Source organism: Luteolibacter sp. LG18, from assembly GCF_036322585.1.
Lineage (GTDB): Bacteria > Verrucomicrobiota > Verrucomicrobiia > Verrucomicrobiales > Akkermansiaceae > Luteolibacter.
On record NZ_AP024600.1, the window covers coordinates 992,092 to 1,005,988 of the forward strand.

12 protein-coding genes are annotated in these 13,897 nt (G+C 63.6%); 7 read left to right on the top strand and 5 right to left on the bottom strand.

Going from position 1 to position 13,897, the window contains the following annotated elements; genetic code table 11:
* Positions 1 to 73: 73 nt before the first annotated feature.
* The 5 genes from llg_RS04185 to rpsA all read right to left on the bottom strand — a co-directional run bounded on the left by llg_RS04185 (position 74) and on the right by rpsA (position 5,561).
* Positions 74 to 1,222 carry an ABC transporter substrate-binding protein gene (locus llg_RS04185; RefSeq protein ID WP_338288276.1) on the bottom strand — a complete coding sequence of 383 codons (1,149 nt, stop codon included), beginning with the start codon at positions 1,220 to 1,222 and terminating at the stop codon, positions 74 to 76.
* Positions 1,223 to 1,663: 441 nt separating this feature from the next.
* Positions 1,664 to 1,921: an addiction module protein gene (locus tag llg_RS04190; RefSeq protein ID WP_338288277.1), complete on the bottom strand. Its 258-nt coding sequence runs from the start codon at positions 1,919 to 1,921 to the stop codon at positions 1,664 to 1,666.
* A gap of 50 nt (positions 1,922 to 1,971) precedes the next feature.
* Positions 1,972 to 2,349: a hypothetical protein gene (locus llg_RS04195; protein ID WP_338288278.1), complete on the bottom strand. Its 378-nt coding sequence runs from the start codon at positions 2,347 to 2,349 to the stop codon at positions 1,972 to 1,974.
* A 42-nt stretch (positions 2,350 to 2,391) separates the two neighbouring features.
* Complete coding sequence (locus llg_RS04200; protein WP_338288279.1) at positions 2,392 to 2,973, bottom strand: NAD(P)H-dependent oxidoreductase; 582 nt, start codon at positions 2,971 to 2,973, stop codon at positions 2,392 to 2,394.
* An 881-nt stretch (positions 2,974 to 3,854) separates the two neighbouring features.
* The gene (rpsA, locus tag llg_RS04205) at positions 3,855 to 5,561 is read right to left on the bottom strand and encodes a 30S ribosomal protein S1 (protein ID WP_338288280.1); all 1,707 of its coding nucleotides are present in this window, start codon (positions 5,559 to 5,561) and stop codon (positions 3,855 to 3,857) included.
* Between the two features lie 372 nt (positions 5,562 to 5,933).
* On the opposite strand from rpsA, the gene llg_RS04210 reads away from it, so the two are divergent.
* The 7 genes from llg_RS04210 (at position 5,934) to typA (ending at position 13,716) form a co-directional block, all read left to right on the top strand.
* The gene (locus llg_RS04210; RefSeq protein ID WP_338288281.1) at positions 5,934 to 6,842 is read left to right on the top strand and encodes a hypothetical protein; all 909 of its coding nucleotides are present in this window, start codon (positions 5,934 to 5,936) and stop codon (positions 6,840 to 6,842) included.
* Positions 6,843 to 6,892: 50 nt separating this feature from the next.
* Positions 6,893 to 7,927 (top strand): hypothetical protein, encoded by a 1,035-nt coding sequence (locus tag llg_RS04215; RefSeq protein ID WP_338288282.1) that lies wholly within the window; start codon positions 6,893 to 6,895, stop codon positions 7,925 to 7,927.
* A gap of 103 nt (positions 7,928 to 8,030) precedes the next feature.
* Entirely contained in the window at positions 8,031 to 8,927 is an 897-nt protein-coding gene (locus tag llg_RS04220) for a hypothetical protein (RefSeq protein ID WP_338288283.1), read from the top strand.
* Between the two features lie 92 nt (positions 8,928 to 9,019).
* Positions 9,020 to 9,904 carry an ATP phosphoribosyltransferase gene (gene hisG / locus llg_RS04225; RefSeq protein WP_338288284.1) on the top strand — a complete coding sequence of 295 codons (885 nt, stop codon included), beginning with the start codon at positions 9,020 to 9,022 and terminating at the stop codon, positions 9,902 to 9,904.
* A gap of 40 nt (positions 9,905 to 9,944) precedes the next feature.
* Positions 9,945 to 10,049 carry an AURKAIP1/COX24 domain-containing protein gene (locus llg_RS04230; RefSeq protein ID WP_200267957.1) on the top strand — a complete coding sequence of 35 codons (105 nt, stop codon included), beginning with the start codon at positions 9,945 to 9,947 and terminating at the stop codon, positions 10,047 to 10,049.
* A 121-nt stretch (positions 10,050 to 10,170) separates the two neighbouring features.
* A complete protein-coding gene (locus llg_RS04235; RefSeq protein ID WP_338288285.1) occupies positions 10,171 to 11,511 on the top strand; it encodes a tetratricopeptide repeat protein in 1,341 nt (446 codons plus the stop codon).
* A gap of 360 nt (positions 11,512 to 11,871) precedes the next feature.
* A complete protein-coding gene (gene typA, locus llg_RS04240; RefSeq protein WP_338288286.1) occupies positions 11,872 to 13,716 on the top strand; it encodes a translational GTPase TypA in 1,845 nt (614 codons plus the stop codon).
* The last annotated feature ends 181 nt before the right edge of the window (positions 13,717 to 13,897 follow it).

Below are 13,897 nucleotides of genomic sequence, written 5' to 3' on the forward strand. Positions count from 1 at the left end.
CCAGCTTCTCGAAATTAAACATCCGCAGTGGGGTTCTTACTCTCAGCTCTCAACTCCAAACTCTCAACTTTCTTCACGGATTCACCGTGGCGGAATACTTGAACGCGCCGTTCTCGATCTTGATGAAGACGAGGGCCTTCACGGCGTCGCGCTCGGCATTGAGGGACATCTTGCCGCTGACACCTTCGTAGTCCTTGGTGGCGGCGATCGCGTCGCGGAGCTTCGGGCCTTCGGTGGTGCCGGCGCGCTTCATCGCCTCGGCGAGGACCATGGCGGAGTCATAGCCGAGCACGGCCATCGCGTCCGGGGTCTTGCCGTTGAACTTCTTCTTGTACGACTCGACGAAGGCGGTCATCTTCGGCGTGCCCTGGTCGGCGGCGCAGTGGGTGGAGAAGTAGTTTCCGTTCACGTCTTCCTTGCCGATGCTCAGCAGGGTTTCGCTTTCCCAGCCGTCGCCACCGAAGAGCGGCACGGTGATGCCGAGGTCCTTGGCCTGCTTGCAGATCAGGGCGACGTCGGTGTAGTAGCCCGGGAGGAAGATGGCATCGACGCCAGCGCCCTTGATGGCGGTGAGCTGGCCCTTGAAGTCCTTGTCGCCGCCGTTGAAGTCGAGCGAGATGGCGATCTGGCCGCCGTTCTTAAGGTAGCGCTCCTTGAAGTTTGAGGCGAGGCCCTTGCTGTAATCGCTCTTCACATCGGTGAGCACGGCGACCTTCTTGGCGCTGAGCTTCTCGGTGGCGAAGTTGGCGAGCGCGGCACCTTGGAAGGAATCGGTGAAGCAAACGCGGAAGACGTAGTCGCCGGTCTTGGTGACGGCCGGGTTGGTGGAGGCCGGGGAAATCATCGGGATGCCCGCCTGCTGGCAGATCGGACCGGCTTCCAGCGAGCGGCTGGAGGCCACCTCGCCGAGGATAGCGACGACGCCGTCCTTGGAAATCAGCTTGTTGACGGCATTGGCCGGCTCGCCCGCCTTGCTCTGGTCGTCCTCGGTGAGGAGCTCGAGCTTCTTCCCGAGCACGCCGCCCGCGGCGTTGATTTCCTCGATCGCGAGCAGGGTGCCTTCATGCGAGGAGGTGCCGAAGGTCGCTTCCTTGCCGGTCAGGGAGGCGAACTCGCCGACCTTGATGGTGTCGCCACCGCCGGACTTGCAACCGGTGAGGCCGAGGCTGAGGAGCGCGGCCACGGACGCGGCGGCGGAGGTCAGGAAAATTCCAGGTTTCATGGGCGAAGCTTTGGGGAAATCGACGCGCACGCTAGGAAACCCACCCGCCGAGCGCAACCGTAAAGCAGTTCGCGTACCGCCACACGGCCGCCCATTGGCGTCCAACAACTTCGCGGAATGCGAACCCGCTTGGGAAACGAGCTTTACTCCAGCTCTCGGGAGCGATTCGACCAATAGCCCGGCTTTCTCGCGCCGTGGGCCACCGCGATGACCTCAATCCGGCTTTCTGTCATCCGATACACCAAAACGAACGGAAACCACTTCACCCGGACCTTCCGGCAACCTGCTCCGATTAAGCGGTAACGCTCAGGATCCGCCATCGCCGCTCCAACCGCCTCAAGCACCGCCTGACCGAAGCGGATGCCCAATCCCTGCTGGCACTCCTAATAGTAGAGGCCGGAGGCAACAAATTCCTCTTCCGCGGCGGGAAGCCACACCACCTCATGCATCCGCCTCGCGAGGCTGGATCTTGGCAGCAAAGCGCTTCATCACCTCCTCATGGGACACCAGATTCACCTGTCCACGATCAATCGCCTCCACCCTGCTGTGGATTTCCTCAAGCCACTCGGGACTCAAACCAAGCCCATCCTCCTGATCCAAGCTGTCCAATAACAGACCCGCCAACCGGGAACGCTCTTCCTTGGGAAGCATGAGCGCTTCCCTTTCGAAATCCGCGTAGGACTCGGCCGCAATCACCATGGCTGGAAAATAGAAGCGAGTTCCTGTCGTTGCAAGCCGAGGCCACGAGCTCAACGCCGCCCCGCGAGGTGGCGCATGCGCTTCGCTCCGGCCATTTGTTTCGCGATCTGCTGGACCACCACCCCGGTGAGAAGCAGCCCGCCCACCCCGAGAATCACGCGCAGCCCGTCCTCCGAAATCCGCAGGCCGCTGAGCACCACCAGGCCGCCGGTGGCGAAAAGCAACGCCCATAGGCCGAGGACGCTGACGCACACCACCATGGCGGCGGTGGCGTAGCCATCCCGCGGCAGGCCCACCGCCTCGGCATGGCGCTTCGACATCAACGCGCAGATCATGGCCGGAATCACGAGCAGCCCGGCGGTGAGGACACCGGCCAGCGACAGGACGAACGCCGCCAACCCGAGCTTCTCGTGATACTGCTGCTTCATGATTCCCGGCGTCTATCAAACCGGGAGCGTGGAGTCAATCCATCACGCGTTGGCTACCAAAGCCTTGGCGACACGGATCACCTCATCCACCACCCCGGCCAGCGACTTCTGCTGCCGCGGCTCCTTGAGGGCACCCTGGTCATCGAAGGCCTCGTAGGCTTTCGGCACCGCGAGCTGGGTCGGCACCACCAGCACGCCGATATTCCCCAGCATCGAACGCACCGTGACCAGACCGCGCATACCGCCGAAACCGCCGGGCGAGGCCGAGAGCAATCCGGCGACCTTGCCGCGGTAGGCCGCGAGCGACGGCTCCTCGTCGGTTTCCGAGCGGCTGACCCAATCGAGGGTGTTTTTCAGCAGCGGGGTGATGGAGGAATTGTATTCCGGGCAGGCCAGCACGATCGCTTGGGCGGCAATGAAGCGCTGCTTGAGGGATTTCACCGCGGCGGGCAGGCCCTCGGCCTCCTCCAGGTCACCATTGTAGAGCGGAATCGGACGCAGGTCGTCCGGCGTCACGAGATCGACCTCGACACCGGCCTGGCGGGCGTGTTCGGCGGCCAGGGCCGCGAGTTTCAGATTGTAGGAGTCTTTGCGGATGCTGCCGGGAAGGACCAGGAGTTTCATGGATCCCATTTCTAACCGCAATGGCGCGGGATTCAAGATCGTGGCGGCGGATTTCCAACCTGGCTGCGCAGCATGCGGATGCTGGTGAACGCCGCTTCTTTTATGGAGTGCGGCGGGCGATCCTGCCCTTTACCCACATCTCCGGAGCAAATCGTGGCCCGTTGGTGACAACGTGGGCAGGGAGGATTCACCCGAGCCTGTGCATCCGGTTTCTCGCATTGGATTCGCGCCAACCCTCCTGAGCCCCGGCGAGGGGCGACGCAATCCAGCCGGGGCGCGCAAGCCCCCGGTAGTTGAGGGGTAGGAGCAAGAAGCCCGGTAGGGCGACGCAACCGGAGGCCAAGCGACAATCCAAATGAACATCCGCATCCGCCGTTCAAAGGGTGCCGGATCACCCGAAGCAACAGGACGGGCGGATCCGCCTGGAGAGCGCAGGCCGCGTCGTCCCTTCCGGGACTTGAAGATTCCGCCGCGATGCGATCCGGGGGCTTGCGCGCCCCGGCTAAGTTACGTCGCCCTCCGGGCTTGGAACTGGCGGTCGCTGGATGGGGACTGGAGCCACAAGGGTGTGGGTGGCCCCACCCCGCCCACGCTGTCACCAGCGCGGCCACATCACGTCGCGCGATGTGGGTAACGGGCAGGAGCAATCGCCGCTTTAGGCGCAGGAGAGAATCGACGGGGCAGGACCAAAACTTGGGTGAAGGGCGCTTGAACCAGTGAAGAGGTGATTCTGGAACGTGGGAGCGGCTTGCTGAAAGCAGGGCTCCTTTCCGGCGATGACTCGCCTCCGCTCAAAGCGGCGATTGCTCGCCGCACTCCAAACGAAAAAACCGGCGGAGTTGCCTCCGCCGGTTTTCCGTGAATTTGTCTTACAGGGACGATCAGTCCTGACCCGGGCGCCACTCTTCGGCAGCGGCCGCGGCAAGGTTGAAGGCCTGCTCGAGGCCGACCATCTCGGAGGACGGGCGGAGGCTCTCGAAGCTGGCGCTCTCCTTCTTGAGCTGGTCTTCGTTGTAGTTGACCGCCTTGATGGAGAGACCGATGCGGCGCTCGACCTTGTCGACCTTGATGACGCGGGCTTCGACTTCCTCGCCGACCTTGATGACGTCCTTGACCTTCTCCACGTGGTCCTCGCTGAGCTGCGAGATGTGGATGAGGCCGTCGATGTCGCCGTCGAGGCTGACGAACGCGCCGAAGGACGCGATCTTGGCCACGGTGCCCTTGACGAGGTCACCGACCTTGAAGCGGCCGTCGATGAGCGACCACGGATCGTCTTCGAGCTGCTTCATGCCGAGCGACACGCGCTGGTTGGCCTTGTCGATGGAAAGCACGATCGCTTCCAGTTCGTCGCCCTTCTTGAGGACTTCGGACGGGTGGTTGATCTTGCGGGTCCAGGACATGTCGGACACGTGGATCATGCCGTCGATGCCTTCTTCCAGTTCCACGAACGCACCGTAGGCGGTGAGGTTGCGGACCGGACCCTTGATCGTGGCGCCCACCGGGTAGCGGAGCTCGATCTCGTCCCACGGGTTGGTGTCGAGCTGGCGCACGCCGAGGGAGATCTTCTGCTCCTCGGTGCTGATGCCGAGCACGACGGCGTCGATTTCCTGGCCGAGTTCGAGAACGTCGGACGGGCGGGTGATGCGCTTGACCCAGGAGAGTTCGGAAACGTGCACGAGGCCTTCGACGCCGCGCTCGATTTCGACGAACGCACCGTACGGGAGGAGCTTCGTGACCTTGCCCTTGACGCGCTGGCCGATCGGGTACTTGCGCTCGATGTCTTCCCAAGGATTGTCGGACATCTGCTTGAGGCCGAGGGAGACGCGCTCCTTCTCGCGGTCCACGTCGAGGATGATGACCTCAACGGACTGGCCGATGTGGAGCATCTCGGACGGGTGGTTGATGCGGCCCCACGACATGTCGGTGATGTGGAGCAGGCCGTCCATGCCCTGGAGGTCGACGAACGCACCGAAGTCGGTGATGTTCTTGACCGCGCCGACGACCTTGTCGCCGACCTTGACGGTCTGGAGGAAGCGCTGGCGCAGCTCGGCGCGCTCGGCTTCGATGACCTCGCGGCGGGAGAGAACGATGTTCTTCCGCTCGTCGTTGACCTTGACGATCTTGAATTCGTAGATGTTGCCGACGTATTCGTTGAGGTCCTTCGGCGGGATGATGTCGACCTGGGAGCCGGGAAGGAAGGCTTCGACACCGACGTTGACGGTGAGACCGCCCTTGACGACGGACTTGACCTTGCCGCGGACGAGACCGCCGTCCTGGTACACCTTGACGATCTTTTCCCAGTTCTGCTTGTGGGCGGCCTTTTCCTTGGAGAGGACGACCATGCCTTCGTCGTTCTCGAGCTTCTCGAGGAGAACTTCGATTTCGTCGCCGGTTTCGATTTCGTCGTCTTCGAACTCGTTCGACGGGATCGCGCCTTCGGACTTGTAGCCGATGTCGACGAGGACGACCTGCGGGCGGATTTCAAGGATCGTGCCCTTGACGATGGTTCCTTCGCGGAACTCACGGAACTTGGAGTCGATCAGATCGCTCAGTTCCTGATTGGAGGGAGCTGCAAGTGCGCTGCTCATAGTGGTTTGTGGGGTTGGGGTTGGTTGATGGTTACGTTTTCCTTCCGACAATGCCCCGATAGGAATTCTGACAAGCACCGGGGCACCAACCGCCTGCCAGAGAAAGAAAAACGGGCCGCAAAGCTAGGCTCAGGACACCCCTTGGCAAGCCGAAAGTCTGGAAGTTTCTGAATTGCAAGCCTCCGGGACGGATCCGCCACGAAGGACATTGCCGGAAATCCCCGATCCAGCCTATATAATGGCTCCATGCGTGCCCCTCTCCTTCTCGGCTTGGTCCTTTGGGGAATGGGTCTGATCTCCGCCAGAGCCACGGAAGGAACTTTTTCCGAGGATGGCAAGACCCTCTGGATGCTCTCGCGGTGGGCGAATTCCGTGCTCCGTTTCAAAAACGGCGAGGCAGCCCCCACGCGCTTCAAAATCCCGGAGCAGATCCTCAGCGGCCCCTACGATTCCGAGCGGATCGCCGCGGGACCGGACGGGCTGCTGATCGACGGCGGCGGCAAACTGTGGAACCGGAATCCGGAAAAACCCAAGATCGCGCCCAAAGCCCTGGCCGATCTACCGAAGAACCTCACCATCAGCGGCATCACTCGCTCCGCAGAGGCCCCGTATCCGGGTTGGATCGTGCTCAGTGGCTGGTATTCCCCCGCCGCGAACGATCCCGGAACACCGCAGCCCATCAACCCTGGCCCCTTGTTTGCCCTGCGCCCGGACGACAGTAGCTTTCAAGAAATCTCGCTCAGATACAAGGAGGCGCTCACCGCCACCCCCGTCTTTGCCGGAGGCCGCATGTTCTATGGATGGGCTGGAGATCTTCACGAGGGCACCATCAAGACCAACCTCTCGATATCCGGAAGGGCAGGCGATCTAGAGGGATTCCGCGTGGCCCCGCTGGCCATGATCGCGGCGACTACCCGCAACGGCGGCCACATGGATGTCCGGGAAATCGCCATCGCAGGCGGCCGGATCTGGGCCGCGCTCGGAAAGCAACCCGCCGCCTTGGCGTCAGTGCCGCTCCCCGCCAACCCGGTCCGATCCGACCTCGCATCCTCCCTGAAGACCCAGCAGGAGTCGCTGGCTGGAGCCACCATCCTGCCGTTGACCTCTCTTGTGACCGCCGAAGACGGGCCGGACACCGTCGACCACCTCTGCGGCTGGACCGGGAAGAACGGCGAGTGGAAGATCGCGTTTTCCTTGGAGGGAAAGACTTTCTGGCTCTTGGAAAACGGACAGGAAAAGCCCCGGCAGATCGGCGTCGAGCTGTCCATCCGGGGCAAATGACAGACGTTTCCATCTCGCGCCTCAAGACATTCGCATGTTAGAAGGGCTCCATGCGTGCCCTGCCCGTCCTCGCCCTCGGCCTGATCAGTCTCGCCCAATCCGCCTCCGCGGCCGAGGCCGCGTTTTCCTCCGACGGGAAAACGCTCTTCGCCCTGTCCCGCGAGGGTGACAAGCTGCTCGCCTTCGAGGCCGGAAACGCCACGCCGAAGCAGATCCCGCTGCCGAAGCCTTTCGGCGACGATGCCTCCCAACTCCTGACCGATCCCCAAGGCCTGCTGGTCACCGCCGGCGGCAAGCTGTGGCAATGGAATCCCGCCGACGCCAAGGCCGCCCCGAAGGCGCTCGCACCCCTACCCGGCTCCTTCCAAGTCTTCGGCCTCAGCCGGGCAGAAGGAGAGGGCGTGGCGGGAACACTCCTGATCAGCGGCTGGTACGCGCTGGATTCCGCGAAGCCCAAGCCGAAGGACGTGGACGAAAACGCCAGCCTCTTCGGTCTGAAGCCGGGCGCAAAGGCCTTCAAGCCGGTCTTCGTCCGCCGCTTGGAGCGCATCACCGCCTGCCCGGTATTTTCGAACGGCCGGATGGTTTTCGGTGGCGACCACGACCTATGGGAAGGCGGCCTGGAAGCGGAAGAGGACGTCGATTTCCGCTCCGGCACCCTCTGGGGCCATCGCAGCGCCCCGCTCGGGATGCTCAATACCGATGGCGCCAATGGCGGCGGCATGGGCGTGCGGGAAGTGGTCATCGCCGGAGACACGGTGTGGGCCGCGCTCGGCGGTCGCCACATGGGATCGCTCGTGTCCGTGCCGCTGGAGAAAAAGCCACCGGAGGCGGAGCACCCGGATCTCGTGGAGGCATGGAAAATCCAGCGCGAGCAACTCTCCCAGACCAAGGCGGTGCTTCTCCCTATCGACGGCGAGGACAAGCCCTCCGACACCATCGAGGCCGTGGACGGCCTCTGCGTCTGGAATGGCCCGGACGGCACCTGGAAGATCGCCTTCCGCGCGGACCACAAGGTATTCTGGCAGATCGAAAAGGGCGCGAAGGAGCCGAAGAAACTCGGGGAGGAAACGCGCCCTGAATAAGCGCCCCACCGGCCTTCCCTTGCCTGCAATGATATAACACGTCCATTCGATGGACAGGTGGACGGAGATGACTCATTTTCGCCCAACTTCCGCACCCATCCCCATGAAACTCCGTCCCCTTTTTCTCTGCCTGCTAGCGTGCCTGCCTCTCGCCCGGGGAAACCCGAACCAGCGGGAGTGGAAACTGGCCAACGGCGAAACCCGACAGGCCGAAATGACCGACTACGACGAAGATCGGAAGGTGGTCACCCTGCGTTTCAAGGATGACACGGTCATCCACCTCGATCAGGACGCCCTTTCCGCACTCGACCGCGCCTGGCTGCTGGAATGGATCGAGGCGGGCGAGGAACTGGAAGCCAAGCTGACCCAGTTCGGCGGCAGCCTCACCCGCCATACCGCCACCGGGAAATTCACGACCGGCTATTCCGTCTACCAGCCACCCCTGGCGGAAAACGCACCCGATTCCACCCGCCCGATGCTGATCCTCTTCCACCCGAACGGCATCGGCCACCGGGAGATCTACCGCTACGTGGAGGCAGCCAAGGCCACCGGCATGACCCTGGTGTCGTGCGAGATTTTCCGGAACACCGGGGACAACCCGGAGCGGGAAGCGGAACTGCTGGAACGCTTCACGGAAATGCTGCCCCAGATCGAGGCCGCCGTGCCCCACGACCCGAAGCGGATGTTCATGGGCGGTTGCTCGGGCGGCTCCTGGCGGGCATTCCACTATTCCGCTCAGATTTCCCGTCCGTGGGCCGGCATTTATTCGAACTGCGGCTGGCTGGGCGGGGACAAGTATTACGACCTCCCCTATCCTAAAATGCGGGTGGCCATGGTCAACGGCATCAACGATCCCGCCGGCATGTGGCTGGAGCCGGACACCGCCCGCCTCCAGAAAGCGGACTGCAAGGTCAGCGTCCATGCGTTCGAGGGCGGCCACCAGGTTCCACCCCCGTCCGTGCAGGAAAAGGCGTTCCGGTGGCTCCTTTCGGACGAATGAGGAGATCGCCCGCGGCGGGGCGCGTGACGGGTTTTTAAAAAACTTCCCCTTGATTCCGGGGTGGCCAGCCATTATCAGCGCCCCCCCGCGCCATGCCGGAAGACACCCGAACCCTCAAGATCGCCATCCCGAAAGGGAGCCTCGAAGGGCCGACCATCGAATTGCTTTCGAAGGCCGGTTTCGAAATCTACGTGTCCTCCCGCGGCCTGCGCCCGGCCTCGAACGACCCGGAGCTGGACGTTTACCTGATCCGCGCCCAGGAAGTCGGCCGCTACATCGGTCAGGGCTTCATCGACTGCGGCATCACCGGCTACGACTGGGCCTATGAGAACGGCGTCGAGCTCGTCGACCTCGCCGAGCTCCCTTACTCCCGCGCCACCGTCCGCCCGACGAAGTGGGTGCTGGTGGTCCCGGAAGACTCGCCGATCCAGAAACCGGAAGATCTCGAAGGCAAGCGCATCGCCACCGAAGGCGTGGGCATCACCCAGCGCTACCTGGACGAGCGCGGCATCAAGGCCGACGTCGAATTCTCCTGGGGTGCCACCGAGGTGAAGGTCCCCGATCTGGTGGACGCCATCGTGGACGTCACCGAAACCGGCTCCTCGATCAAGGCGAACCGCCTGCGCATCGTCGACACCCTGCTGACCTCCTTCCCGCACTTCTACGCCAGCCCGGCCGCCGCTGCGGACGAGTGGAAGCGCGAGAAGATGGAACAGATCGCCCTGCTGCTGAAGGCCGCCCTCGGCGCCCGCGGCAAGGTCGGCCTGAAAATGAATCTCCCGCAGTCGCAGCTTGAGGAGCTGCTGAAGCTCCTCCCCTCCCTCCGCCGCCCGACGATCTCGCAACTCGCTGAAGAAGGCTGGGTCGCGGTGGAGACGATCATTGACGAAACCGTTGTTCGGGACATTATCCCGGCCCTCAAGCGCCTCGGCGCGGAAGGGATCATCGAGTATCCGCTCAACAAGATCGTTCCTTAATCCCTTTCACTGAACATCCAACCCCAACCAGAAGAAGGCCATGGGCTCCATCAAGAAACGTCGTAAGACCAAGATCAACAAGCACAAGCGCAAGAAGCGCATGAAGCAGAACCGCCACAAGAAGCGCCTGCGTTACAAGTCCTAACGCGGCCTTCTTCAGGTAACGTTTTGAGCAAAGGGATCCGGTTTCGGCCGGGTCCCTTTACTTGCGTACGGCGGGTGGCATTCATCTTGGAAATCCGCCACACGCCGTGCATGGTCCACCCGTGCGCCTGCTGCTTCTCCTCACCACCCTGCCCGCGCTGGCCCAGGACAATCCCCGGCTGGAATTCGCGAAAGGACTGCTGGACCAATCCCGCGGCAAGCAGGAGGAGGCGCTCGCCCGTTTCGAAACCGCTCGCAAGGCCGATCCCACCGCGGCCCCGCTGGTCCACCGCGCCGCCGCCCGCCTGTTGGCGGAAGGCGAGCTCGCGAAGGCCGTAACCCTCTACCGCGAACTCGCCGCCGCCACTCCGGAGCGGCTCGACAACCAGCTCGCCTACTCGGATTTCCTGCGCAACGAGGGCCGCGGCGACGGCTTGGCCGAAAAGCTCGCCAGCGAGGCGCTGGAAATGGCCCTCAAGCGCTTCCCGGCGAATCCCGCCATTCTCGACCGCCTGTTCCGCAGCAGCCAGGCGCGGGGCGAAACCGAGCGCTCGAAGCAACTCTTCGAGCGACTGGTGGGCCAGACCCCGCTCAATCCCGCCGCGATGTTGATGGCGGAACGCTGGTCGAACGTCCTCTTCGCCGCCAATGACGCGGCCGCCAGCGAACGCCTCGCCAAGCTCTTCCAGGAATCCGCCGCCGCGTTCCCCGCCCACTCCGGGCTCGCCCGCGCCGCGTCCGACCATTTCCGGAAGAACAACCAGATGGACGTGGCGATTGCCATCCTCCGCCAGCACGCCGAGGCCGCCCCCGCCGACCTCGACCTGCGCACCCGCCTCGGCATCCTCCTTTTCGCCACCAACCAGGACGCCGCCGGGGAGGCCGCGTTGAACGAGGTGATCGCCATCGATCCACGCCGCGCGATCGCCCACGACGCGCTGGCGAAATTCTACCGCCAGCACAACCAGGCGAAGCCCGCCCTCGAACACGCCGACGAGGTGCTGCGCATCCGTGGCGGCGATCCGGCGGCCTTCCTTTCGCTGGCCGATGAATGGCTGGCCGCGGATCAACCGAAGACCGCCCGTATCCTGCTGGAAAAGGCCGCCTACGACCACCCCGCCAATCCCGAGATCGCCGCGAAGCTGGCCATCGCCACCCGCCGCGATCCGGAAACCCGCCCCCGGGCCTCCCGGCTGTTCCGCGAGGCGGAATCGCTGATCCCCACCGGCGCCACTCCGGACCCCGCCTTCCTCTCCGAGTCCGCGGACGCGCTGCTCGATGAAAAGCGCATCTCCGCCGCCGAGGACCGCCTGCGCAAGGCGATCCGCTCGTTCCCGCCCGAGGCGAAAAAGGAAACCGCCGCCACCCTGCGGAAGCTCGCCGGCCTCTGGGAATCCCAGAACAAGAACGCCGACGCCGCCCGCTCGCTGCGCCAGCGCGCCGACACGCTGGATCCGAAGTAAGGAGTCGAGCCTTTAGGCGAGGAAGGTCTTCCGGGAGGCGGAGGAGAGAGAGATTTTAGCCGCAAAGAAGCGCAAAAATCGCAAGAGGGAAGAGCTTGAGGCTGGGGAATCGATTCCGAAGCAGCCGTCTTCTCTTCCTGAAAACTGAACACTGCCAACCCGCAAACTTCCAGGCCCCGCCTCCCGGAAGACCCTCCTCGCCTGAAGGCTCTACTCCTTCGCGACGAACATTTCACCTGAGGAAAATGGCGTGGTTGCAGCACTTGGCAGGATTCTTGCAGCCGATTCGCGCCGTTTCCCTTGCCAGATCGCTGAAAACCGGGCATAGCGCCCCGCCCGCACCGCCACCGTAACCCGCTTATGTCGCTCAAGATCCGCAACCTCGCCATCATCGCCCACGTTGACCACGGCAAAACCACCCTCGTCGACCAGCTTCTCCAAGCCGGCGGCACCTACCGTGAAAACCAGGCGACGCAGGTTCGCGCCATGGACTCCATGGACCTCGAGCGTGAAAAGGGCATCACCATCAAGGCCAAGAACACCTCCATCCACTGGGAAGGCTACACGATCAACATCGTGGACACCCCGGGCCACGCCGACTTCGGCGCGGAAGTGGAGCGCGTGATGAAAATGGTGGACGGCGTGCTGCTCGTGGTGGACGCCTCCGGCGGCCCGCAGGCCCAAACCCGCTTCGTGCTCCGCAAGGCGATGCAGGAAGGCCTCAAGCCGATCGTCGTCGTCAACAAGATCGACCGCCCGCTGGCTACCCCGCTCAAGGTGCACGACCAGGTGCTCGAACTCTTCCTCGACCTCGATGCCGATGAAGAGCAGTTCAATGCTCCCTTCTGTTACGGCTCCGCCCGCGACGGCTACTTCATGGATCATCCGGATGACGAGCGGAAGGATTGCATCCCGCTTCTCAAGAAGATCGTTGAGCACATCCCGGCCCCGAAGGCGGACCCGGAAGCTCCGTTCCTCATGCTCGTTTCCAACATCGAGTGGGACGACTACGTCGGCCGTGTCGCCATCGGCAAGGTCCTCGGCGGCAGCGTCACCAAGGGTGACACCGTCTGGCTGCTCCGCCAGGACGGCACCAAGGTCCAGTCGAAGGTCATGAAGACCTTCACCTACTCCGGCCTCGCCACCACCGACTCCGAAGGCTGCGGTGCGGGCGGCATCGTCGGTGTCGCCGCCGGCATCGAGAACATCGAGATCGGTGAAACCATCGCCGGCAGCGCGGACATCGAGCCCCTGCCGTTCGTCGCCATCGACCCGCCGACCGTGTCGATGCAGTTCTCCATCAACGACGGCCCGCTCGCCGGCAAGGAAGGCAAGCACGTGACCTCCCGCGCCATCCGCGACCGCCTCATGCGCGAGCTGAAGACGAACATCTCCATCACCGTGGAAGACACGGACGTCTCCGGCGTCTTCAACGTCTCCGCCCGTGGCTCGATGCAGATCGCCGTCCTCGTCGAGCAGATGCGCCGCGAGGGCTTCGAGGTGCTCGTCTCCCGCCCGGTGGTGATCTTCCGCCGCGATGACGCCGGCAAGCTCCTCGAGCCGTTCGAAACCCTCTACGTGGAAGCCCCGGGCGACTACACCCAGGGCATCCTGAAGATCCTCATGAACCGCAAGGGCATGATGGAGCACATGGACACCGAGGCCTCCGGCCGCGTGTTCATCCAGGCCACCATCCCGACCCGCGGTCTGATCGGCTTCGAAACCGAACTGGTGAACCTGACCTCCGGTCACGGCATCATGTCCCACCTCTTCAAGGAATACGCGCCGCACGCCGGTGATATCCAGAACCGCACGACCGGCACGCTGGTCTCGATGGACTCCGGTGCCGCGACCCCCTACTCCCTGCAGATGCTTGAAGAGCGCGGCGTCCTCTTCGTCGCCCCCGGCGATGCGGTCTACGGCGGCATGCTCGTGGGTGAAAACCCGCGCGTCGGCGACCTTCCCGTGAACCCGGTGAAGGAAAAGCACCTCGACAACATGCGCTCCTCCGGCAAGGACAAGACCTCCAAGCTGACCCCGGCCGTCCGCTTCTCGCTTGAGCGCGCGATCGAATACATCGACTCCGACGAGCTGGTGGAAGCCACCCCGCAGAACATCCGCCTGCGCAAGCGCATCCTCGACGCCAACGCCCGCAAGCGCGCTGCCAAGGGCCCGGGCTACGAGGACCGCTCGAACCGCGGCTGATCGTCGTCGCACGACCACTTCATCCTAAAGGCGGACCGGCAACGGTCCGCCTTTTTTGTAGCACAAGCATTCCTGCTTGTGAGTGTGGCCGCTCCGCCAAGGAGAAGATCCGCAAAGCATCCGTGCAGATCATTTGGAAGTCTTCATCGCGATCCGCTGCTCCCGCTCACAAGCAGCAAGG

Coding starts and splice junctions, on each gene's coding strand:
- llg_RS04200 (WP_338288279.1), bottom strand. CDS start 2,973: ATGAAACTCCTGGTCCTTCCCGGCAGCATCCGCAAAGACTCCTACAAT.
- llg_RS04195 (WP_338288278.1), bottom strand. CDS start 2,349: ATGAAGCAGCAGTATCACGAGAAGCTCGGGTTGGCGGCGTTCGTCCTG.
- hisG (WP_338288284.1), top strand. CDS start 9,020: ATGCCGGAAGACACCCGAACCCTCAAGATCGCCATCCCGAAAGGGAGC.
- llg_RS04190 (WP_338288277.1), bottom strand. CDS start 1,921: ATGGTGATTGCGGCCGAGTCCTACGCGGATTTCGAAAGGGAAGCGCTC.
- llg_RS04185 (WP_338288276.1), bottom strand. CDS start 1,222: ATGAAACCTGGAATTTTCCTGACCTCCGCCGCCGCGTCCGTGGCCGCG.
- llg_RS04220 (WP_338288283.1), top strand. CDS start 8,031: ATGAAACTCCGTCCCCTTTTTCTCTGCCTGCTAGCGTGCCTGCCTCTC.
- typA (WP_338288286.1), top strand. CDS start 11,872: ATGTCGCTCAAGATCCGCAACCTCGCCATCATCGCCCACGTTGACCAC.
- llg_RS04230 (WP_200267957.1), top strand. CDS start 9,945: ATGGGCTCCATCAAGAAACGTCGTAAGACCAAGATCAACAAGCACAAG.
- llg_RS04215 (WP_338288282.1), top strand. CDS start 6,893: ATGCGTGCCCTGCCCGTCCTCGCCCTCGGCCTGATCAGTCTCGCCCAA.
- rpsA (WP_338288280.1), bottom strand. CDS start 5,561: ATGAGCAGCGCACTTGCAGCTCCCTCCAATCAGGAACTGAGCGATCTG.